The sequence below is a fragment of the Bacteroides sp. 41_26 genome (genome assembly GCF_949740115.1).
Lineage (GTDB): Bacteria > Bacteroidota > Bacteroidia > Bacteroidales > Bacteroidaceae > Bacteroides > Bacteroides nordii.
Genome location: NZ_CATJGZ010000063.1, coordinates 12,004 through 36,205, shown reverse-complemented (window position 1 = coordinate 36,205; position 24,202 = coordinate 12,004). Strand labels below are relative to the sequence as shown.

General features: G+C 43.3%; 17 protein-coding genes and 1 pseudogene. 11 read left to right on the top strand and 7 right to left on the bottom strand.

Annotated elements, in window-relative coordinates:
• The first annotated feature begins 248 nt into the window (after positions 1 to 248).
• From QX565_RS07805 to QX565_RS07755, 11 genes and pseudogenes are all read left to right on the top strand, one after another.
• Entirely contained in the window at positions 249 to 632 is a 384-nt protein-coding gene (locus QX565_RS07805; protein ID WP_289292309.1) for a ubiquitin-like protein, read from the top strand.
• 137 nt (positions 633 to 769) lie between these two features.
• Complete coding sequence (locus tag QX565_RS07800) at positions 770 to 3,448, top strand: outer membrane beta-barrel protein (RefSeq protein ID WP_289292308.1); 2,679 nt, start codon at positions 770 to 772, stop codon at positions 3,446 to 3,448.
• 156 nt (positions 3,449 to 3,604) lie between these two features.
• On the top strand, positions 3,605 to 5,149 hold the full coding sequence (locus tag QX565_RS07795; RefSeq protein ID WP_289292305.1) for an acyl-CoA carboxylase subunit beta: 1,545 nt from the start codon (positions 3,605 to 3,607) through the stop codon (positions 5,147 to 5,149).
• 21 nt (positions 5,150 to 5,170) lie between these two features.
• The gene (gene accC / locus QX565_RS07790; protein WP_195348717.1) at positions 5,171 to 6,682 is read left to right on the top strand and encodes an acetyl-CoA carboxylase biotin carboxylase subunit; all 1,512 of its coding nucleotides are present in this window, start codon (positions 5,171 to 5,173) and stop codon (positions 6,680 to 6,682) included.
• A gap of 14 nt (positions 6,683 to 6,696) precedes the next feature.
• Entirely contained in the window at positions 6,697 to 7,218 is a 522-nt protein-coding gene (locus tag QX565_RS07785) for a biotin/lipoyl-containing protein (RefSeq protein ID WP_221651222.1), read from the top strand.
• A 210-nt stretch (positions 7,219 to 7,428) separates the two neighbouring features.
• A complete protein-coding gene (nrfH, locus tag QX565_RS07780) occupies positions 7,429 to 8,016 on the top strand; it encodes a cytochrome c nitrite reductase small subunit (RefSeq protein ID WP_221651223.1) in 588 nt (195 codons plus the stop codon).
• Positions 8,017 to 8,110: 94 nt separating this feature from the next.
• Entirely contained in the window at positions 8,111 to 9,589 is a 1,479-nt protein-coding gene (gene nrfA, locus QX565_RS07775) for an ammonia-forming cytochrome c nitrite reductase (protein WP_289292302.1), read from the top strand.
• 282 nt (positions 9,590 to 9,871) lie between these two features.
• Positions 9,872 to 11,113, top strand: a complete 1,242-nt coding sequence (locus QX565_RS07770; protein WP_289292300.1) for a cytochrome c biogenesis ResB family protein — start codon at positions 9,872 to 9,874, stop codon at positions 11,111 to 11,113.
• Positions 11,110 to 11,901, top strand: a complete 792-nt coding sequence (locus tag QX565_RS07765; RefSeq protein WP_289292299.1) for a cytochrome c biogenesis protein — start codon at positions 11,110 to 11,112, stop codon at positions 11,899 to 11,901. Before QX565_RS07770 ends, QX565_RS07765 begins: the two co-directional genes overlap by 4 nt.
• A 6-nt stretch (positions 11,902 to 11,907) precedes the next feature.
• Positions 11,908 to 13,175 (top strand): annotated as a pseudogene (locus tag QX565_RS07760) (alginate export family protein).
• A 50-nt stretch (positions 13,176 to 13,225) separates the two neighbouring features.
• Positions 13,226 to 13,912, top strand: a complete 687-nt coding sequence (locus QX565_RS07755; RefSeq protein WP_289292296.1) for a Crp/Fnr family transcriptional regulator — start codon at positions 13,226 to 13,228, stop codon at positions 13,910 to 13,912.
• Here QX565_RS07755 and QX565_RS07750 read toward each other — a convergent pair.
• From QX565_RS07750 to QX565_RS07720, 7 genes are all read right to left on the bottom strand, one after another.
• A complete protein-coding gene (locus QX565_RS07750; protein ID WP_289292294.1) occupies positions 13,909 to 15,675 on the bottom strand; it encodes a serine hydrolase in 1,767 nt (588 codons plus the stop codon). The genes QX565_RS07755 and QX565_RS07750 overlap by 4 nt on opposite strands.
• A 206-nt stretch (positions 15,676 to 15,881) precedes the next feature.
• A complete protein-coding gene (murQ, locus tag QX565_RS07745) occupies positions 15,882 to 16,697 on the bottom strand; it encodes an N-acetylmuramic acid 6-phosphate etherase (protein WP_002558894.1) in 816 nt (271 codons plus the stop codon).
• Positions 16,698 to 16,712: 15 nt separating this feature from the next.
• Positions 16,713 to 17,549 (bottom strand): ATPase, encoded by an 837-nt coding sequence (locus QX565_RS07740; RefSeq protein WP_221651230.1) that lies wholly within the window; start codon positions 17,547 to 17,549, stop codon positions 16,713 to 16,715.
• Entirely contained in the window at positions 17,546 to 18,709 is a 1,164-nt protein-coding gene (locus QX565_RS07735; protein WP_221651231.1) for an acyltransferase family protein, read from the bottom strand. Before QX565_RS07735 ends, QX565_RS07740 begins: the two co-directional genes overlap by 4 nt.
• Before the next feature lie 36 nt (positions 18,710 to 18,745).
• Positions 18,746 to 21,628, bottom strand: coding sequence for an FAD-binding and (Fe-S)-binding domain-containing protein (locus tag QX565_RS07730; protein ID WP_289292291.1), 2,883 nt, complete (start codon positions 21,626 to 21,628; stop codon positions 18,746 to 18,748).
• A gap of 2 nt (positions 21,629 to 21,630) precedes the next feature.
• A complete protein-coding gene (locus QX565_RS07725) occupies positions 21,631 to 22,869 on the bottom strand; it encodes an exo-beta-N-acetylmuramidase NamZ family protein (protein ID WP_289292289.1) in 1,239 nt (412 codons plus the stop codon).
• A 21-nt stretch (positions 22,870 to 22,890) separates the two neighbouring features.
• Positions 22,891 to 24,198 (bottom strand): MFS transporter, encoded by a 1,308-nt coding sequence (locus QX565_RS07720; RefSeq protein ID WP_289292287.1) that lies wholly within the window; start codon positions 24,196 to 24,198, stop codon positions 22,891 to 22,893.
• Between the last annotated feature and the right edge of the window lie 4 nt (positions 24,199 to 24,202).

The following is a 24,202-nucleotide window of genomic DNA, read 5'->3' as shown; positions in this document are numbered from 1 at the left end:
AAGAAACAAGTTGTTTTTTTGTTGATAGAGGAACTGTTTTGATTTAACTCTATTGTGCAGCCAGTGATGAATGGACTGACTGTGTTGTACCGATGTAGCGTGACCCATTAGGTGTATTACTCCTCATTATTCCTATTTTCAATAAATTCAAAATAGATTCTAAAGTAATTACAAGAAAATTTATATATATCGATATTTATATGTATCATTGTAGATTATTTTATTTATTCACTTTGATTCTATATATTATGAAAAGAGTTTATTGTTATTTATTAGTTTGTGTATTATCAGGAACAGGTTTGTTGAATAGCCTGTTTGCTAATAGTGGTGTTTCTTCTAATTTCCTCGAAGAGTCTGAAGCTTTTATAAGTGATCAGGTTTCTCCACGATCAGGCTTTAATGTTTATGTTAAAATAATGACAAATAACAAGACGATTACGATTGCAACTGATCCATATGAAACTGTAGCACAGCTTAAGTCTAAGATTCAGGCTAAGGAGGGAATTCCACCTAATCAACAGAGGCTTATTTTTGCCGGAAAGCAGTTAGAGGATGGAAGAACGTTACAAGATTATGCTATTACAAAGGAATCTACTCTCCATTTATTAATAAATTTCCGGCCAAGTCGTTAACGCACAATTATAACTTTACTTCATATGGTTTTAATATGCTTGTGTTTTACTAGCTCATAAAAATAAAATCAGTTAATTTGTGGAACAGTTAGCTGATTTTATTTATTATAGCTCTTTTATAACCCAATGAAAGGGATATGAAATATTTACTTAGTATTCTATTTTTTATTATAACCTTTTCCTTATCTGCTCAAGAAGCTGTTTCGGTAGCCGGATTTATCAAAGATAAGAACTCCGATGCTATTGAAGGAGCAGCGATACGTGCACTTACTGCGGATAGTGTTTTCCTTTCGGGTACTACGTCTGATGCCGGAGGTTACTTTATTTTAATGCTTCCCCGGAAGAAATGCATCCTTGAAATCAGCTACTTGGGTTATCAAAAGTCTTACAGAACGATTCCGGCAGATACAATCTGCAAAAACTTATTGGCGGATACTATAAAACTACAGGATGAAAGCATTAATCTGGCTGAAGTAATGGTGACCGGAAAGGCTGCTGCTATGCAAATGAAAGGGGATACTTTAGAATATAATACGGGCATCTATGCGCTTTCGGATCAGGCCTCGGTGCGTGATTTGTTGAAATTGCTACCTAATGTCACTGTTACAGAACATGGACAAATTCTAGTTCAGGGGAAACCGGTAAGTAAAATTCTTGTTGATGGAAAAGATTTCTTCTCCAATAATCCGGAGATGGCATCAAAATCACTTCCAGGCAAAATAGTGGATAAAGTACAAGTTATTGACCAAAGCTCTGAGGTGGACCGACTTACCGGATTCGATAACGGGGATAAAGAAACAGTACTTAACTTGTCCGTTAAAGAAGAAAATAAGGTAGGCGTAATGGCTCAGGCAGCTGTGGGGGGCGGGCGTGATATAAACGATAATAAAACGCGATATGAGCAAAATGCGTATATAAATCTGTTGAAAAGGCAGGATATGTTTTCTCTCATGTTACGAAATGACAATACGAATAGCGGAACCGGTAGTTCGCAGACAGGAGATAACTCTGTTGGGCAAATCGGGCTTTTGATAAATAAAGAATTTAGTAACCGCTTTAATGTTTACAGTAATGTAACATATACCTCAATGAAGTCGGTAGAGAATATGCTTACAGACCGGGAGACAATACTCTCGCCGGAATCCTCTCTTTTTGATAGTTCAAATCGTTTATCCGATACTAAAAATAAAGTTCTGGACGTTGGTATAAGGACAGAATGGAACCCCAATGATAAAAATACGCTTATAACGCAGGTGTATTTGAATTATTCGAAAAAGAATCGTTGGGATAATGAGCTTTTTAATAGCTATAATGGCTTGCGTGATACCCTCTATAATGGACATTCTGCCACAGAAAACAATGGTAACAACTACTCTCTAAATATTTCCATTGACTATGCACATCGGTTAAAGAAGAAAGGTCGGGTTTTTAGTACGTCGCTCTATGGTATCATAAATCAGGGTGACGCTCGTGAATCTTATTCCTGGAACCGCCGGATGTATGATGATAATGTCTATCAGTATGATTCACTTGTGAACCAACGGACGGTTAACGAGAATTCAGGTAAGCAAATCAAATTGGGTTTGTCGTATGTTGAACCTATCACGGAGAAACGTTTTATGCAAATTGCCTATACGGCTCGTCTTTCAGATGATCATGTCGGGAAAAATACTTATAAGGTTGGAGAAGATGTTTCATCTGATAACCTCCAATTACTACCCAGCCAAAGTCCGGGCACATCGCAGAGTATATTTAATCAGCGCTTTACATTAAATTACAAATCATTGGGAGAGAAAACCGACTATACGATGGGAATGAACGTAGATATTGACGACTCTGAAAATAAAACCCGTTTTCCGGATGACTCTTTCAGGTCCAATGTAAATCAAAAAGTTACCAACTACTCTCCGGTATTGAATATAAAACATCGGTTCAATAAAAGTAACACGCTGACACTTGATTATATGGGGACAATGACATCTCCGACAGGTACTCAGTTGCAGGACTATACCGATATAAGCGACCCTACTAACAGTATTAAAGGAAACCCTGACCTTAAACCGCAGTTTGCAAATGATGTGGCACTGAATCTTTCCGGTTCTAATTCCAAAACTCAGGGATTCTACGATGTCGGTTTGTTCGGTGGATACACAGCGAATACTATTCAATCTTCTTACAATATTAATCCGGAGACAGGAAATCGAACCACTTCTTACAAAAATGTAAATGGTAATTGGAATGCGCAATTTCGATGCATTTATTATACACCGATAAACGAAACGAATTTTACAATAAGCAATGGGCTTAGAGGCGGATATGACAAACAGAAGGGGCTCATCAATGATGAGGTAAGCGTCATGGGTTCTTTTACTATTGATGAGAATCTGGTTCTCAGATATTATACTCCTGATTTCTATTTTAATATTCAGGGATTATTCAAATATGTGATTCTAAAGGGGCAGGGTCAATCTACCGATAATATGGAAACCCGGGATTGGGGAACAGAACTTAATGCCTCCTATCTGCTGCCTTATAAAATAAGATTGAGTTCTTCTTTCAGATGGAGTTTAAAGAAAGGCTACAGTGGTGAAACCGGAAATATCAGAGAAAATATTCTGGATGTTGCTATAGAAAGAGATTGCTTCTCAAAGAAGTATGGTACAGGTACTATTCAAATATCTGCATTTGATTTGCTGCAAAGCAGAAGAGATTTATCAAGGAACGTAGGGGCTTCCTATATCCAGAATACAAGAACATCTACCATGGGCAGTTATTTTATGTGTCGTTTTGTGTACAGTTTTAATTTCTTTCCTTAAGTCTTACTGTTAATCCGGATGTTTAACGGCATATTTCCTAACTTTTCTTCGGAATGGTATGTTATATTTAGTAGAATACACCCCTGATGTAATCTGCATTACATGTATTCACTGTAATTATTTCTATTTTTACATCGTACTTAAATATGAATGCCCATGAAAGAACTCATCAACCATCTGGAAGAATTAAACAGAAAAGCTGAGAACGGCGGCGGAGATGCCCGAATTGAGAAACAACACTCAGTAGGAAAGCTGACAGCCCGTGAACGTATTGATTTACTTTTGGAGAAAGGATCGTTTATCGAACTTGATAAACTTGTGACGCATCGTTGTACCGACTTTGGTATGGAGAAACAGAAGATACCAGGGGATGGGGTAGTTACCGGTTACGGTATGATAGGCAAACGACTGGTTTATGTTTTTGCTCAGGACTTCACAGTGTTCGGAGGGGCACTTTCGGAGACGTATGCCAAAAAGATCTGCAAGGTGATGGATATGGCCATGCAGATGGGTGCCCCGATAATCGGGCTCAATGATTCCGGGGGTGCCCGTATTCAGGAAGGGGTTTGTTCGCTGGCCGGATATGCTGAAATATTTCTTCGTAACTCGATGGCATCGGGGGTAATACCGCAAATCAGTGCCATCATGGGCCCATGTGCCGGTGGTGCTGTGTATTCTCCGGCTCTGACCGATTTTATCCTGATGGTGAAGAATTCCGGTTATATGTTCATTACCGGACCGGACGTAGTGAGGAGTGTGACACAGGAAGAGGTGAGTAAAGAAGAATTGGGTGGAGCTGCTGTACATACTTCTATATCCGGGGTAGCACATCTGGCTGCTGAAAATGATATTGAATGTATCAATTATATTCGTGAACTAATCTCCTTCCTGCCCGGAAATAATATGGAAGAACCTCCATTTGTTGCTACTTCCGATTCGCCCACGCGGCTCACACCAGAGCTTTCTATGCTGGTACCTACCAATCCGAATCAACCCTATAATATAAAGGAGATGATCGAGGCAGTGGCCGATGACAATAGTTTCTTTGAACTTCAGGCAGAGTATGCGGCGAATATTGTCATTGGTTATATTCGTCTGAATGGGAAAACTGTGGGAGTGGTGGCTAACCAACCGCTGGTACTTGCCGGTACATTGGATATTGATGCTTCTGTCAAGGCGGCTCGTTTTGTCCGCTTCTGTGATGCTTTCAATATTCCGCTACTGACTTTGGTGGACGTACCGGGTTTCTTGCCGGGAGTTGACCAGGAATATGGTGGCATTATTCGTAACGGTGCCAAGTTGCTATATGCTTATTGTGAGGCTACCGTACCTAAGGTGACGGTTATCACACGCAAAGCTTATGGTGGTGCCTATGATGTAATGAGCTCCAAACATATCCGGGGAGATGTGAACTTTGCTTTTCCTACGGCCGAGATTGCCGTGATGGGGCCGGATGGGGCTGTGAATATTCTGTTCCGTAAAGAAATAGACAAAGCAGGAGATCCTGAAGAGAAACGAAAAGAGCTTCAGACTGAATATCGCGAGAAATTTGCAAATCCTTATCGGGCTGCCGAACTCGGTTATGTGGATGAAGTGATTGATCCGGCTATTACTCGTATGCGGTTGATCCGTAGTTTTGAGATGTTAGCTAATAAACGCCAGTCCAATCCACCCAAAAAGCATTCTAATTTACCGCTTTAATATTGTAGGAGGAAACATATTATGATAAAAAAAATATTAGTAGCCAACCGTGGTGAGATTGCTATGCGTATTTTCCGTACTTGCCGGGTGATGAATATTGCTACGGTAGCGATTTACACACGGGTAGACCGTGGAGCGTTGCATGTGCGTTACGCCGAAGAAGCCTATTGTATATCTGATTCACCGGAGGATACCTCTTATTTGAAACCGGAAAAGATTCTGGAAATAGCCAAAAAGACTGGGGCTGCCATTCATCCGGGCTATGGTTTCTTGTCGGAGAATGCTGATTTTGCCCGTCGTTGTGAGGAAGAAGGAGTGATTTTTATTGGTCCGAGTGCTGATATTATTGCCCGGATGGGTATTAAGACGGAGGCGCGGAAGATCATGAGAGAAGCTGGCCTACCCATTGTTCCGGGCACAGAACAGCCGGTTCAGGGCATTGCCGAAGCTAAAAAGGTAGCAGCAGAAGTCGGTTATCCGATTATGCTGAAAGCATTGGCAGGTGGTGGCGGAAAGGGAATGCGACTGGTGCGTTCCGAAGAAGAGGTTGAGATGGCTCTTCGTCTGTCCCAATCCGAAGCCGGAACTTCATTTGGAAACGATGCGGTTTATATAGAAAAGTATATCGAAAATCCCCATCATATCGAAGTGCAGATATTGGGTGATAAATATGGGAATGTAATTCATCTGTATGAACGTGAATGCTCCATCCAACGACGAAACCAAAAGGTAATAGAAGAGTCTCCTTCTCCTTTTGTGAAAGAGGAGACGCGGAAACGGATGTTGAAGGTGGCTGTAGAGGCTTGCAGGAAAATAGGATATTACAGTGCCGGGACTTTGGAGTTTATGATGGATAAAGACCAGAACTTCTATTTTCTTGAAATGAATACCCGGCTTCAGGTAGAACATCCGGTAACGGAAGAATGTACCGGTGTTGATCTTGTACGTGATATGATTCTTGTTGCTGCCGGCAATCGCTTGCCTTATCATCAGGAAGATATTGAGTTTAGAGGCGCGGCCATCGAATGTCGTATTTATGCCGAAGACCCGGAAAATAACTTTATGCCGTCGCCGGGAGTCATTACGGTACGTGAAGCTCCCGAAGGACGTAACGTTCGCCTGGATAGTGCCGCCTATGCCGGATTTGAGGTGTCATTGCATTATGATCCGATGATTGCCAAGCTCTGTTGCTGGGGAAGAAACCGTGCTTCTGCCATATCAAATATGGCCCGTGCTTTGCGGGAGTATAAGATACTGGGTATTAAAACCACCATTCCGTTCCATCAGCGTGTCTTGAAGAATGCCGCTTTTCTGAAAGGGGAGTATGATACTACGTTTATTGATACTCGGTTTGACAAGGAAGATTTGAAACGGCGTCAGAATACCGATCCTACCGTAGCTGTAATTGCAGCTGCGCTGAAGCATTTTGAGAAGGAAAAAGAGGCAGCGTCAAGGGCTACTACTCTTCCGGTGGTAGGAGAATCCCTTTGGAAATATTATGGTAAACTGCAGATGACTGCCAATAACTATTAAAAACATCAGAGATTATGAGTACAACATTAGCAACCTATTATGCCCGGCTTCTGGACATGCCCGACAATGAGTATAAAGTTGAGATTCTTGAAGATGGCCCTGTGAAGAAAATAGCTGTCAATGGAAAAGTGTATGAGGTGGATTATAACCTTGGCGGTGATTCCATTCATTCTATAATCATTGATCATCATTCTCATGGAGTGCAGATTTCTTCTTCCAATTCTACATATACTATCATGAACAAAGGAGAACTTTATCAGATAGAACTGAAAGGCGAAATGGAAAAGATACACAATTCCCGTAATGCTGCCGAATCTGTGGGGCGTCAAGTAGTTCAGGCGCCAATGCCCGGAGTGATATTGAAAACATATGTAAAGAAGGGAGATGTAGTGCAGCGAGGAGACCCGCTTTGCGTACTGGTAGCTATGAAGATGGAAAACGAAATCCGTTCGCTAACGGACGGTATAGTCAAAGAGATCTTTGTAGAAGATACGGCAAAAGTAGGGTTGAACGACCGTATTATGGTGATTGAGTAATAATGTGCCAATATGCTAATGTGCCAATGCCTTTCGGCAGTACAGCGCAGCATATTGGCAAATTAGTATATTGGCACATTATTAAAAATAATTTCTTTCATATGTAATGTAGATTACACATTTATTAGCTTTTATTTTGCTCCTTTGCACAAGTAAAGAGAATATGGGTTCTGTTAACCGGCCGGTAGTATACTTAATATTTAGTGTCTTATGAAAATAAAAGAGATTATTCATTGGCTACTTCCTTCCAGGCGCTGGAAGATGGTAGCCATTGCCTTGTCCGGTCTGATTATCGGGGGAGGGTTGTTTTTCTTGTATATGCTCCGGGCGCATACCTATCTGGGCGACGACCCGGCCGCTTGCGTCAATTGCCATATCATGGGACCCTATTATGCTACTTGGATGCACAGTTCTCACGGACGGGATGCTACGTGTAATGATTGTCATGTACCTCATGAGAATCCGGTAAAAAAGTGGGCGTTCAAGGGCATGGATGGTATGCGTCATGTTGCGGTGTTTCTCACTCGTGGCGAACATCAGGTAATAAAAGCAAATGATGAAAGTGCAGAAGTAATCATGAACAATTGTATCCGTTGTCATACACAGCTCAATACCGAGTTTGTGTCTACCGGGCGTATCAATTATATGATGTCTCAGGTAGGAGAAGGAAAGGCCTGCTGGGATTGTCATCGTGATGTGGCACATGGGCAAAACAGCCTTTCTACTACCTCGGATGCACTGGTTCCTTATCCGGAATCGCCAGTGCCGGAATGGCTTCGTAAAATGATAAATAAATAAATTCATAAATAGATCTGTCAATTATCCTGTTTTCAATTGCTGTATGAATAGCATTGGTACATTTGGCTTATTGGCACATTAGCACATTATCAATATGGAAAAGAAATTAAAGGCATGGCAAGGATGGCTGTTGTTTGGTGGAGCAATGGTTGTTGTATTCGTTTTGGGACTGGTGGTCTCTTCATTAATGGAACGCCGGGCAGAGATAGTCAGTGTATTCAATAACAAACGGGTAGAGATTAAAGGTATCGAGGCTCGTAATGAGGTTTTCGGAGAGAATTATCCCCGGCAATACGACACATGGAAACAAACTGCGCAGACTGATATTGAAAGCGAATTTAATGGTAGTGAAGCAGTAGATGTACTTGAAAAACGTCCTGAAATGGTGGTTCTTTGGGCTGGATATGCTTTCTCTAAAGATTATACAACTCCACGTGGACATATGCATGCCATTGAAGACATCACCCGAAGTCTTCGTACCGGTGCCCCGATGGATCCTCACAGTGGTCCGCAGCCTTCTACTTGCTGGACTTGTAAAAGCCCGGATGTACCCCGTATAATGGAAGCGCTTGGTGTTGACTCTTTTTATAATAACAAGTGGGCTGCTTTTGGCAATGAGATTGTAAATCCCATTGGTTGTGCCGATTGTCATGAACCGGAGAATATGAAGCTACACATCAGCCGTCCGGCGTTGCGTGAGGCATTTGCCCGTCAGGGAAAAGACATTGATAAGGCTACCCCGCAGGAGATGCGTTCATTGGTATGTGCACAGTGCCATGTGGAATATTACTTCAAGGGTGACGGTAAGTATCTGACTTTCCCTTGGGACAAAGGCTTCACAGTGGAAGATATGGAGGCATACTATGATGAGGCTGATTTTGCCGATTATACACACGCGCTGAGCAAAGCACGTATCCTCAAAGCACAACATCCCGACTATGAGATTTCTCAGATGGGTATCCATGCACAACGTGGCGTATCATGTGCTGATTGCCATATGCCGTATAAGAGTGAAGGGGGAATGAAGTTCAGCGATCATCATATACAAAGCCCGTTAGCGATGATTGATCGTACTTGTCAGGTGTGTCATCGCGAGAGTGAAGAAACACTTCGTAATAATGTATACGACCGTCAGCGTAAAGCAAATGAAATCCGTAACCGTCTGGAACAAGAATTGGCAAAAGCTCATATCGAAGCTAAGTTTGCATGGGATAAGGGGGCTACAGACCTGCAGATGCAGGAGGCACTGAAGCTGATTCGTCAGGCACAATGGAGATGGGACTTTGGAGTCGCTTCACACGGGGGCTCTTTCCATGCTCCACAGGAAATTCAACGTATTCTGGGTCATGGCTTGGACAAAGCTTTGCAGGCGCGTTTAGCTATTTCTAAGGTTTTGGCCAATAATGGATTTACAGGTGAAGTACCAATGCCGGATATTTCTACCAAGGCCAAAGCACAGGAATACATCGGTCTTGACATGAAGAAAGAACATGAGAATAAAGATAAATTCCTGAAAGAAGTTGTTCCGCAATGGCTGAAAGAGGCAAAGGCTAACGGGCGCTTAATTAGTTGAGAGTTGAAGGTTGCTACGCAGTGTAAGTAACTGACTCTCCACTGTATAATAACTAACTTTTAACTAAGTAATACATTACAATTAAATGCTTATTTAGCAGGTTATTATTGAAACGCAAATAAACGCAGGTTTTCTGTAAGGAATATTGTTTTCAAGCATAATGCAGCAATCTAATTCGCGAAAATCTGCGTTTATTTGCGTTTCAATAAATATTAATCAGCAGTATATTCATACTGCATAGTAACTTTCAACTTTTAACTCTCAACTTTCAACTTAAAAAAGATGTGGCAAAAACCATGGGGATATAAAGAAGGGTTTGCTGTTTGCGGTGGGCTCTTTCTTGTGGGTACTCTCTGGCAGGTAGCGCTCGGAAAGTGTACGCTTTCTTTGCTCGCCTGGCCGGTGAATATTTATGCGGGAGTAGTCTATGTACTTCTGTTACTTGTATTGTATATTTTCTTTCGTAAGTACTACTTTGTTCGTTGGATGAGCAGTTATCAGGCAGCTGTCAGCGCTATGATTTCTTTAGTGGTGATAACGGTTATTATGGGGTTTACCCGTCAGTACCGTCCGGAAGTTGCCGTTACAGGAATTGAAGGTTGGCTGGGATTCTCGCAGATGCTTTCCGCTTGCTCTTTTGTATTACTCTTCTTCTGGTTTGTTACATTGCTGGGGATGGTCATTCTCCGGCGGATCCATCACTTTAAAGTACGTGATATTCCTTTTCTGTTTAATCATCTCGGATTATTTTTAGCTCTGACCGGTGCTGTGTTGGGAAGTGCCGATATGCAACGGCTTGAAATGACTACTCAAACGGGTAAGGCAGAATGGCGGGCGTTTAATAAACAAAAAGAGATGCTGGAATTGCCATTGGCGATAGAACTGCATGATTTCACTATTGATGAATATCCACCCAAACTTATGTTGATAGACAATGAATCGGGAAAAGCACTTCCGGCAGGACAACCGGTGAATGTGCTGATAGAAGATGATTTCAGCAAAGGAGAATTGCAGGATTGGGAAATTGAGGTAACGGAAAAGTTGCCCATGGCGGCCAGTGTAGCTACCGAAGACACCGTTCGGTTTGTAGAGTTTCATTCAATGGGGGCAGCGTGTGCAATCTACGTGAAAGCTCAAAATACAATGAGTGGTGAGCAGCGTGAAGGGTGGGTGAGTTGCGGTAGCTTTATGTTTCCGTACAAAGCGCTTCGCTTGAATCAGAAAGTAAGTCTTATTATGCCCGAACGCGAACCGAAACGTTTTGCATCCGAAGTAACCGTTTATACACAATCCGGAGAAAAGGCAGAAGCCACGATTGAAGTAAATCGACCTTTTGAAATAGAGGGCTGGAAAATATATCAATTGAGTTATGACGAGTCGAAAGGACGTTGGAGTGATATCAGCGTGTTCGAGTTGGTTAGTGATCCCTGGTTGCCTGTGGTTTATACGGGCATATGGATGATGATAGCCGGTGCTGTCTGTATGTTTGTATTGTCACACAAAAGAAAGGAGGAGAAAGTATGAGTTGGGATCTTTTCGGATGGTTTGCTGCTGTGTCTCTTTGTCTTTGGGGCTTTGGAGCTCTCACTGCCTGGAAAGGTAAGTCAATGGGTTGGGTACTGGGACCTACATTGGCAGGATTGCTTGTCTTTTTTGCCTTTATCCTTGGGATGTGGATTTCATTGGAGCGTCCACCCATGCGTACAATGGGGGAGACCCGTTTGTGGTATTCCTTTTTCTTACCATTGGCAGGTATCATCACTTATGTTCGCTGGCGCTATAAGTGGATACTCAGTTTCAGCTTTGTATTGTCACTGGTGTTTATCTGTGTCAATCTTTTTAAGCCTGAAATTCATAATAAGACACTGATGCCTGCTTTGCAAAGTCCCTGGTTTGCACCGCATGTCATCGTATATATGTTTGCTTATGCCATGCTTGGGGCAGCCACGGTAATGGCAGTTTATCTGTTATGGATAAAGAAGAAACCGGCAGCCGAACGGGAAATGGAACTTTGTGATGATCTGGTGTATGTGGGGCTCTCGTTTATGACCCTGGGGATGCTTTTCGGTGCTTTGTGGGCTAAAGAGGCATGGGGACACTACTGGAGTTGGGACCCAAAAGAGACGTGGGCAGCTGCCACATGGATAGGTTACCTCTGTTATATTCACTTCCGGCTTCATCAACGCAGGAGCCATCGCAAGGCACTCGCCGGATTATTGGTTTGTTTTCTTTTACTTCAAATGTGTTGGTATGGCATCAATTATCTGCCTTCGGCACAAGGAACGAGTGTACATACTTATAATTTAAACTAATATTGTATGAAACTGACTGCTATTATTTTAACCGGATTAGTACTGTGCTCTTCTGTTGTCTGCGCACAGGAAGAGAAGAACGAGTTTAGTATTGATGCACAACTGCGTGCCCGCGGTGAATATCGCAATGGCGTACTTAGTCCGCGTGATGACGGACAACTGCCTGTCTTTTTTATAAACAATCGTGCCCGTTTTTCACTTGGATACAAGCGGGATCGTCTGCAAATGAAGCTTTCTGCCCAGCATGTAGGTGTATGGGGCAGGACCCTCAGATAGATAAGAACGGACGTTTTATTCTCCATGAGGCATGGGCAAAGCTGGATTTGGGGAAAGGTGTCTTCGCGCAGTTGGGACGCCAGTCATTGGTATATGATGATGAACGTTTGCTGGGTAGTCTCGATTGGAATGTGGCGGGACGTTTTCATGATGCATTGAAGTTGGGATACGAAACCGGGAAGCACAAAATGCACCTTGTCCTCGCTTTCAATCAGAATGATGAAAAAACGATAGGTGGCAACTATTATGATCCTTCTAAAGCACAGCCTTATAAAACCATGCAGACTTTATGGTATAACGGTCAGTGGGCTAAGAATTTCAATGCCTCTTTGCTTTTCATGAATGTAGGCTATGAGACCGGAACGCCCGAAAAAGGAAAAACGAATTATATGCCTACCACCGGAACTTATCTCACCTATACTCCAGGTAACTGGACGTTAAACGGAAGTGCTTACTATCAGTTTGGTAAAAGGAAAGTGGGCGATGAGGTGAAAAAGGTCTCAGCCTATATGTTCGGTGTGAAAGCGGGATATAAAATCAATCAGCAATGGTCCGTCAGCATATTGACCGATTATCTGAGCGGTGATCCGGAAAGTAGTAAGGCCTCTACATTCGATCCGCTTTATGGCACTCATCATAAGTTTTATGGTGGTATGGATTACTTCTATGCTTCTGCTTACAATAAAGGTTTGTGGGACAAGCAGCTGAGTGTTGACTTTAAACCCACTTCCCGTTGGGCTCTGTCACTGAATTATCATCACTTTTCTACTACTTATGACGTAACAGTAGAGGGAGATGAAGGACGTAGTCTCGGATCAGAGTTCGACTTGCAGGTAGATTACACAGTGATGAAGGATGTGAAACTGACGGTTGGTTACTCAACCATGCTCGGGACGAAATACATGGATGTGGTGAAAGGCGGTAGCCATGATGCCTGGCAAGACTGGGGATGGGTCTCCCTCAATATCAACCCACGTATTTTCTTTGCTAAATGGTAGGACTGTAACGGAAAAAGAGCTATTTTTGTCACAAACCAAAGAGAAGTACTGTGGTAAAAATCGATTTTACAGATGAGTATAAACAACTGCTGTGGCAGATACCTCTTTTCCGGGACTTAGATGTGAATGTAAAACATCGTCTAATGGACGAACTTGAATTTACATTGTACAAGGTATCCCGTAAAGAGGTGGTGCTGCAACAAGATACGCGTTGCAATCATTTGTATGTGCTGCTGAAAGGCGAGCTGGAGGTTAATATCATCGATGTAGCCGGCAATCTGGTAAAGGTAGAAGAGATCATCGCACCCCGCGCCTTTGCTACTCCGCATCTGTTTGGCGAAAACAATATTCTGCCTGCCACCTTTACCGTAAGTAAAGATTCTATTCTTCTGATGGCCACCCGTACTTCGGTTTTCAAACTGATAAGTTCCGTGCCACAGTTACTCCATAGTTTTCTTTGTGTGACGGGCAACTGCAATAAATGTACCGTTACCCGTTTGCGTATCCTCTCTTATAAGAACCTTCGCAGTCGTTTCGTTTATTATCTCATGGAGCATCGCACCTCTGCTGGTATCGCTTTGTTGGAGCATAACCAGGTACAACTGGCAGATTATTTAGGAGTAACCCGTCCTGCCCTGTCAAAAGAGATTAATAAGATGATAAAAGAGGGACTGATCTCTGTGGATAAGAGAGAGGTTACCTTGTTGAATGCGCAAGGATTGAAGGAGTATATTTAAAGATATTTCTTCAACTTCCTACTCCATATCTGATACCCTTCTTCCGTCAGATGTAATCCGTCTGTCGTCAGTTCCTTTCGTAGAATATTTGTTCCCTTTTCTGCAAAGAGAGGGAATAAGTTGATAAATGGTATTTTCCGGGAAGTAGCGAGCGTTTCCAGTTTTCGGTTAATTTCCGGTACAATATCTGTTTTATCGATCATTGTTTTGTATTTACATACGGATTCATTGATAGGGAGCAGGCTTTGCAGATATAGTTTGGTATCGGGTGATTCTCTCTGTATTCTGTCTATCAGGAGGGTAATTAGAGTCACGACACTGTCTGCTGTGAGATCATGTGATACATCATTGATGCCTATCAATAAAAAGAGCTTTGCCGGATGCCCGGGGAGAATCTGGTGCAGACGGTCGTATACACCCATTGCTTCGTCTCCGATGATGCCCCGGTTACGTACATGTTTCTTTTTTAGTCGTACTCCCCAGTCTTTGCCACCTTCGGTGAGGCTATTGCCCAGCATGACGATATCTTTGGGGCTGATGGCCGGCTCATCTTCAAATTCGAGAAAGCGTTTGTAGTAATGTTCAGTATATGTCCGCTCGGTAGGGTAGATAGAAGCAGCAACTGCGTTGGCTACCAGTGAACGAAGCCGGGTTGCTTTACCTTTGTCATCCGGATGTACGCTGTTGGTCAGCAGAATAACGGCAGTGTCATTGTCGGGATCAATGGTGATGGAAGTACCTGTATATCCAGTATGTCCGTAGGTGTTTGGCCCAAACAGATCACCGTTATTAGATGCATACGGAGAAAAGAGATCCCATCCTAATGCGCGTCCCAGACCGGGGATATGCCGGGGAATACTTCTCATTGTTTTTACTCCTAATGGACTGAGGATACGATGTCCGTTATATTCTCCGTTGTTGAGTAACATTGCAGCGAGTATAGCCAGGTCATTGGCATCGGAGAAAACACCTGCATTACCCGAGACACCTGCGTTCATGATACGTGCCAACGGATCGTGAACAATTCCTTTGAGAATACTACCGTCCTTTTGCTTTTCGGTAGGAGCACACCGTTCCAATGTTTCTCCGGTAGGACAATAACCGGTATGTTGCATACCCAACGGATCAAAAATATGCGTTTTTGCAAAATCACGCAGGCTTTGTCCACTGACTGTTTCAATGACATGTTGCAGGGCAATATAGTTGAGGCAGCTGTATTGGAAGTCTGTCCCCGGCTTGAAATTAGTTTTGCAACCGGAAATGTATTCTATGAGCCCTTTAGGATTCGGAGCGCCATATTTAGCCGTTAATTCCTTAACTGGAGCGTAAGGTGGGAGTCCGGAAGTGTGTGTCATGAGGTCGGCGATACGGATATCTTCGGAGAATCCCGGAATATAGAGATTGACACGGTCTGTAAGCCGGAGTTGACCGCGTTCAATGAGAATCATGGCACTGATAGCGGTTGACATGGCTTTGCTAACGGAAGCCATGTCAAATACGGTATTGACATTCATCGGTTCTGTATCAGGGAGCAGTTGCTTATTTCCATAGGCTTTCAGATAAGCCAACTTGCCATGGCGTACGATGGCAAGTACAGCACCGGGAATTTCTTTGTTGTTTATAGCTGTTTCAATAGCTTTATCAGCATATGTAAGTTGACGGGAGTTCATACCTGTTTGTTCGGGAGCTACGCGTTGTAACGGTTGCCCTAAGGCCTGGAAAGAGAGAAAGAATAGGCTCAATATTAGGAAGGATGTTTTCATATGAATACGTAGTTTAGATAAAGTTGGATAAGATAAGGGTGGTATTATTGAAACGCGGATTTATCCGGATTTTCGCAAAAAGAAACAGATGTAAAAGAAGGAATTACCGTCTTTAATTCTGCGTTAATTCGCATAAATCCGCGTTTTATCAGATAAAAGTAATACTCTATGAAACTTTGTGGCCTTTGTGGTGAACTGAGTTTTGTTTATTGTCCCGCTTTGTAAGCGTCTACGGCTTTTTTTACTGAACCATGCATCAGCAACAGGGCTTTTGCCTGGTCATAATCCAACCCAAGTTCTTCAACGATCATACGCGTGCCACGATCTACTAATTTCTGATTGCTGAGTTGCATGTTAACCATTTTGTTACCTTTCACACGTCCCAACTGAATCATTACAGAGGTAGTGATCATGTTCAGAATCATTTTTTGTCCTGTGCCCGATTTCATACGTGAACTTCCTGTCACATATTCCGGTCCTACAATCATCTCAATAGGGACATCGGCTTCTGCTGCCATGGGTGAATCGGGGTTACTGGTGATGCACCCGGTTAGAATCCCGTGTTCGCGTGCAGCATGCATGGCTCCGATGACGTAAGGAGTGGTACCCGACGCAGCAATACCGATAACCGTGTCTTTATCATTGATGTTATGTTCCATCAATTCTTCCCAGCCACGGGTTGTATTATCTTCGGCATTTTCTACAGGGTTACGAAGGGCTGTGTCTCCACCGGCAATCAGTCCGATGACCAATGTGGGAGGCATACCGAAGGTTGGAGGTATTTCCGAAGCGTCAAGTACTCCCAGGCGTCCGCTTGTTCCGGCACCCATATAGAATATACGTCCTCCCTGCTTCATGCGAGGCACGATCTGGCTTACCAGTTTCTCTATTTGCGGAATGGCCTTTTGTGTGGCAAGCGCTACTTTCTGGTCTTCCGTATTGATATCTTCCAGTATTTCCCGGATAGACTTTTTCTCTAAATCGTTGTAGAGCGAAGGTTGCTCTGATATTTTGATAAACATTGGGTAAATTATGATTTATGAATTATGAAATGTCATCAGGCCTTGCATGGGGCTTTTGACGATAACTCCTATTTGTACTCCCAGTTCTTGGGCGGCTTCGTGTAATACCTCCTGATAATGGTAGGCAACGGAGCCGATAAAATGTGCCGGATAATTCTGATAATCATACTGCATCACGTTACGTTTCAGGAAAGCCTTGAAACTGCCAAGAACGAGTGCATGCACAGATGGCTCGTGAATGTTCTCTGCCAGAAACGGAGAAAGGCTTGCCAGGAAACGGTTTGGGAACGGCTGACGATATACGCGGTCGATAATTTCGGGAGGTGTCAGGCCGGTTTTTTTCATAAACTTTTCTTTCAATTCCGGTGTCATCTGGTTTTTCAGAATGTCGCCTATCAGAAGTTTTCCTAATACAGCACCACTACCTTCGTCTCCCAAAATGAATCCTAACGGGGAAACATTGTTCACAATCTTTTCGCCGTCATAGAAACAGGAGTTCGAACCGGTTCCTAAAATACAGGCGATGCCCGGTTTGTGTCCACACAAACTACGGGTGACAGCCAGCATATCCGTATTGACTTCAATGCCATTCTTGACGTTCAGATGGAGAGAGAGTGCATTGTGCATCATTGGCACCTTGTCCGGCACACACCCTGCTCCATAAAAGTAAACAGCGTCGAGCGCATTGGTTTCCAGGTGGGGGAGTAGTGCAGTAGCTATCTCATTCCCTATTTCTTCCTCTGATTGAAAGAAAGGATTCATACCTTTCGTTACTATCTGTCGGACGAGTTGTCCTTGTCCTACAACGCACCAATCGGTCTTTGTAGAACCACTATCTGCTATTAATATCATATCTTTATATATATTTTTTTCTTATACAATAGGTAACCGATGCTCCAGTTGAGTATCACAAATAGAAGGGCGAATGCTAATGAGCCGGGGTAATCGCCCAATAGAGGCTGAAGAATACCGCTATAGATGTAACCATGCAGGCTGGTTGTTGCTCCATCCAGTGTAACTCGTATGCTGCCCAATAAGATAGAAAGTACAGCTGCCAGTACATAGATAAAGAGTGGATTTACGCCAAACGATTCAAAGAACCGGCTCCACGATTTATAGCCTTTTACATCGATAATCCAAATAAGTAATGCCAGGAAACTGGAACCCAGTCCGCAAGTGACAATGGCGAAGGTAGGCGACCATATTTTCTTATTGATCGGACAGCCGTAGCTGAGCAGGAATCCTAAAAAAGTAAGAATTGTTCCGATAAGGAACAGGCGTTCGAGCTTTTCGTTGATGTCCTTTACTTCCATTAGCAGTTTGCCAACGCAGAAACCTATCAGCACGTGTGCAATGGCCGGGATAGTACTTAACAGTCCTTCGGGATCAATACCGTTATCCTTGTACATATGTGCTTCACCAAGCACAGCACGGTCAACGACGGAAAGTATGTTCGTGTCGTTATATTCGAACCCATTACCAGTGATAAGCAGGATAAAATAACCTGCCAACAAAGTTACAATCAGATAGGGGATATATTTGTGCTTCATCGTTAAAGCGATGATAGCAGTTGCGCCATAGCACAGTGCTAAGCGCTGCATCACTCCTAAAATACGAATATGATCGAAGGTCCAGACTGATTGCCCAAGCCGTGATAAAAAAGAGATTTCTTCACCGGAAAGAGAATTCCAGGTGCGGCAAAACATAGAGAACCAGGCAATACCCAGACCAATGGCAAAGATGACGATGGTGCGTTTAAGAATCTTCAGGGCGGCTGAGTGACTGAATTCAAAGTTATACTTCCGCAGGGAAATGTAAGTAGATATTCCCATGATAAACATGAAAAAAGGGAATACAAGATCGGTTGGTGTTAAACCATTCCACTTAGCGTGTCCTAACGGGGCGTAGACGTATGACCACGAACCGGGGTTGTTCACCATAATCATTCCCGCTATGGTGATACCTCTTAATATGTCGAGGGCTAAGAGGCGTTTGCTGGTTGTTTTATTCATTTCTAATGGCTTTATGTGTTAAGTTTATATTTGGGGTTAACGGGCTTTAGTACATTCGTCTACCAGATAGGCGATAGATACATAGGCAATACCTGTGTTGGTAGCCAGGCCAATTTCGCAGGTACGACTATTGGAATATCCGGTTTGTATTCCCGCCTTTTCCAATTGCGGACGCAACTTGCGTAAAGCATAACTGTTGACTTCCGGGTGGGTGAAACCTTTGTCTCCGGCAAAACCGCAACAACCTACCTCTTCGGGTATGACGACTTGTGTGGAACAGAGCCGTGCCAGGGAAAGCAGGGTGTCTGCCAATCCCATTCTACGCATAGAGCAAGTGATATGAACAGCTACCGGACGGTTGATGGGGGTGAATTCCAGTTTATCACGTAAAAAGACATAGATGAATTCTGCTGGTTCATACAACTTCATTTTCTTTATGGTTTCACGCATACGGTGAAGGCAAGGGCTCTGGTCGCACAATACCGGATATTTTCCATTTTCGGAAGCCTCCCATAAAGAAGCTTCCAGCTCTGCTGATTTTCGGTCGGCAATATCCGGCATGCCTTTGCTCTCCCAAATCGTACCGCAACACAGTTTCTCCATATCTTTAGGAAAGATGACTTCGTAACCCGCTTTTTGCAGGAGGGATAACATCTTATCTACGAGAGGTTGGCTTTCACGTGATTTACCGGGTAACCCCATTGTCTGGTTGATACAACTGGGAAAATAAACAACCTTATTTAATTGAAAATTGAAAGTTGAAAATTGAAAATTAGCTGCGCTATCGCCCTGCATATTCTTTCCCTTCTCCATTCTCCCCTCTCCCTTCTCCCTTCTCTTATAGCTTTTAGGCATAGCCGGAGTCCATTGTGGGACACCCAAGACATTGTGCATCCCTTTGGTGAGGGAAGTCATAGCAGAAGTTCCTAATACGGAATGGGCTGCATTTGCGAGGGTTAACATCGGACGCAGACAGCTTTTTATACCGGCAAAATGATTGGCGGCAAAGTTTCCTACAGAGTAGCCAAAGCTATTTTGCGGAAGCTCTTCCTGACGGATGTCGTGCGTCAGGTCACCTGTGTTGATACCCATAGGACAGGACATTGAACAAAGGCCGTCTCCGGCGCAAGTCTGGTTCCCGGGGTAGCGGTATTGTTTTTGTAGAGTGGCGAGGCGTTCGGGATCATTACCGTTTTGTTTCAGCCTGGATATCTCACGGCGTAATACAATGCGTTGACGTGAAGAAAGGGTAAAACCACAAGTCAGGCAATTGACTTCACAAAAACCACACTCGATGCATTTGTCTACATGTGGATTCGTGAGTGGTAACGGCTTGAAGTTTTTGATATGGCACAGCGGGTCATCATTAAAGATAACACCGGGGTTTAGCAGATTTTGCGGATCGAAAAGCGTTTTTATCGCTTTCATAATCTCATAAGCTTTTTCACCCCATTCGTATTTTACGAACGGTGCCATATTACGTCCCGTACCGTGTTCGGCCTTTAGTGAACCGTCGTATTTATCCACCACTAATGTTTTGACATCATTCATTAGTTCTTCGTAGCGTTTTACTTCGGCATCGGTACTGAAAGACTGATTAATGATGAAATGATAGTTACCTTCGAGGGCATGTCCGTAAATACAGGCGTCATCATATCCATGGCGTGCAATGAGTTGCTGCAACTCAGCTGTTGCCTCGGGTAAGTCTTCTATGTGGAAGGCTACGTCCTCGATGAGGCAGGTTGTTCCCGGTTGACGGGTTCCTCCCACAGAGGGGAAGATCCCCGAACGAATGGCCCAGTATTTGGAGTATTCTTCCGGTTTATCTGTAAAACGAACCGGTATATAAGTATTGAAGGATGCTAAAGTCTCTTCTATGGCAGTTATGTTTTGAGCAAGTTCTTCTTTGCTATGTGCTTTAGTTTCTGTAAGTACAGCTGTTAGTCCCTCACCAGTCGAATCGTTGACGGATGCCAGAGATTTCCAATCAAGCAGTTCGGCACCTTTCACAATCCATTCACCTTTTTCGTTGGTGAGTTTCTTCATTGCCACCACCGCCCGGCATGCTTCTTTGATGTCGCTGAAATAGAGCATTGCACTGGCTTTGTGAGGATAATCATACTCCGTTTTCATAGTTACCTCTGAGAGGAAAGCCAATGTACCTTCCGAACCTACCATTAAATGTGTGATAATATCAAACGGGTCATCGAAGGCGATGAACGGTAGTAGATTTAATCCGGTGACGTTTTTAATAGAGTATTTGTAACGAATGCGTGCGCTCAACTCTTCATCTGTACGAATCAGGTCGCGTAGTGTCTGAATTTGTGTAATGAATCCGGTATGTCTCAACAGGAACTCTTGTTTGCTGATATCACTGCCAGTATCCAGTATCGTTCCGTCCACAAATACAATACGTGCCGACAATAACATTTTGTCACTATTGGCATGTGTACCACAATTCATACCCGAAGCATTGTTCATTACGATACCGCCGACCATGGCACTTTTTACAGAGGCCGGGTCGGGAGCAAACTTACGTCCGAAGGGCTGTAACAGTTCATTAACACGTTGTCCGATAATACCGGGCTGGAGGGTTATTTGTTCGTAATCGGAGGAAATACTGTATTTCTCCCAGTGTTTTCCTGCCACTATAAGGATAGAGTCACTGATGGCTTGCCCTGATAAACTGGTCCCCGCTGCACGGAAAGTTACCGGCAACAGATGACGGGTTGCCGCACATAATAAATCCGAAACCTCCTGCTCATTGGCGGAGCGGATTACAATTTGGGGAATGAGGCGATAAAAACCTGCATCCGTTCCCCATGCCAACCGGCGAAGTTCGTCAGTATAAATTCTTTCTTGCGGGATGAATTGTGAAATCTCCTGCAAAAATGCCAAGTGCTTACTTCCTTTATTCATTTCTACTTGTATAAATAATATTTCTTTGACAGTTGGCGGAAACTATCCACGTCTTTATACCAATAGTCGCGGATGTCTTCCCAGCGATTACGTTTACTGAACCGTTCGCGTATTTCGTTTGAACCACTTACTTTATCAAACATGTCAAAACGTCCTTTATCTGCATGGTCAAATATAGCATATTCCGGATAGAGAGTGGCTATTTCCTGCATGACAAGGAATTGTATCTCACTCAACACAGCTTTCCGATAGTCCATGATATGCACTTGTACGCCTTGCAGATGTTCGCCTTTGCCTACAGAATAGAACGGTTTAAGATGTATCGGGCGGAAGATGACTCCGGGCAACTGCAACTTATTCAGATTATCTGCCAGTTCTTCAGCTTTCACCCAAGGAGCAGCAAACATCTGAAACGGAATAGTATAGCCCACTCCGATAGACATATAACCGAGTTCTCCAAGTATTCCCGATACAGGATAGAAGAAGGCAGAGTGCGGATGCGGGATGTGCGGAGAGGAAGGAATCCATTGTAAACCTGTTTGAACATAATCCATTTTACGTTTCCAGCCTTTCATTTTCACCACGTGCAGGTTGCACTGCTTGCCTAACATCTTTTCACCGTTCAGCATCAGGGCCAACTCACCACAAGTGAGTCCGTAAAGGTACGGAATCTTAAATTGACTAACAAAAGAAATGTATCCCTCTTCTGTCAGGTTACCTTCAATTTTTTCCCCTCCTACCGGATTGGGGCGGTCAAGTACGATAAATTCCTTTCCATTTTCGGCAGCAGCTTCCATAGCTACCCCCATAGTACTGATATAGGTGAAAGAGCGGCAGCCGATATCCTGTATGTCGTATACAAGCACGTCGATGTCTTTCAGCATTTCCGGAGTGGGTTTGCGTGTTTTCCCATAAAGAGAATAGACGGGCAGTCCGGTAGAGGAATCGGCTGAATTATCGACTTTATCTCCGGCATGGACATCGCCCCGTACACCATGTTCGGGGCCATATAATGCTACCAGATTCACATTGGGGGCTTCGTGAAGAATGTCAATCGTAGATTTCAGCTGGTTGTCTACACCGGTAGGATTGGTGATCAGTCCCACACGTTTACCTTCGAGGCATTTGAAGTTCTGTTCTTTCAGAACTTCAATGCCCGTCTTAATTTTGATTTTCTGTGCCTGTGTGGTGAGGGCCAGCAGGCAACAAGTGCTAAGAATAATAAATCGAAATTTGTTCATAAGTTTTTCTGTTTCGAATCGTTATTGTTTTTCGGGGGTTTCTGTTTCTGTAACTTCTTCTTTTTTACCGTAATTAGGGTCAATCTTTATAAATGCGCAAACAGCAATGGTTGCTGCACAACAAATCATTACCCAGATAAAGAATTTCTCGTAACCGATATGTTCCTGTAACCAACCGGCCATCATGCCTGGTAACATCATACCCAGTGCCATGAAAGCAGTACAAATGGCATAATGTGCCGTCTTGTGTTCGCCGTCCGAATAATAAATCAGGTAAAGCATATAGGCTGTAAATCCAAATCCATAACCAAACTGCTCTATAAATACACAAATGTTAATGGTAAGAAGGTCTTGTGGTTGGAAATATCCGAGATAGACAAATGTAATACAAGTTAGGGAGATGCTCCATGCCATGGGCCATAGCCATTTCTGTAATCCTCCTTTGGCTGCACAGATTCCTCCAATGATTCCTCCGAGGGTAAGTCCGATAATACCGATAGTACCATATACCCAACCCACTTCGGCCGTGCTCAATCCTAAACCTCCTTTTTCAATAGGGTCCAGCAAAAAAGGATTGATGAGTTTTACTAATTGGGCTTCAGGCAAACGGTAGAATAACATAAAGAGTATGGCAACACCTGCTTGTGGCTTTTTAAAGAAAGAAGTAAAAGTTGCAAAGAACTCTTTGAATATATTACTTGCCGTGACATTGCCTACTGCTGGTTTATCAGCGGAAGGATGTGGAAGGATATAGCTGTGATACAAATAGAATGCAATAAATAATCCCGCAAGAATATAAAATGTGATACTCCATGCCATGGCTATAGTAGAAGTCCGTTTTTCCAGTTCTCCTGCCAGTACAACCAGAAGTCCCTGCCCTGCTATAGTGGCAATGCGATAAAAAGTGCTTCGTATTCCGACATACATGGCCTGGTCTCGCACGCTTAAAGCCAGCATATAAAATCCGTCGGCAGCTATGTCGTGTGTTGCCGAGCTGAAAGCCACTAACCAGAATATAGCGAGAGTTATCTGAAAGAAATTAGGCATGGGAATAGTAAAGGCTATTCCGGCCAGTCCGGCTCCTACGAGAATCTGCATGGTCACTACCCACCAACGTTTTGTTTTTAATAAGTCAATAAAGGGGCTCCAGAAAGGTTTGATTACCCAGGGAAGGTATAGCCAACTGGTATATAGAGCAATATCTGTATTAGAGATACCTAACTTTTTGTACATAATAACTGAGATAGTCATTACGGCTACATAAGGCAGTCCTTGTGCAAAATAAAGTGTTGGTATCCATGCCCACGGTGATAGTTTCTTATTTTTCATAATG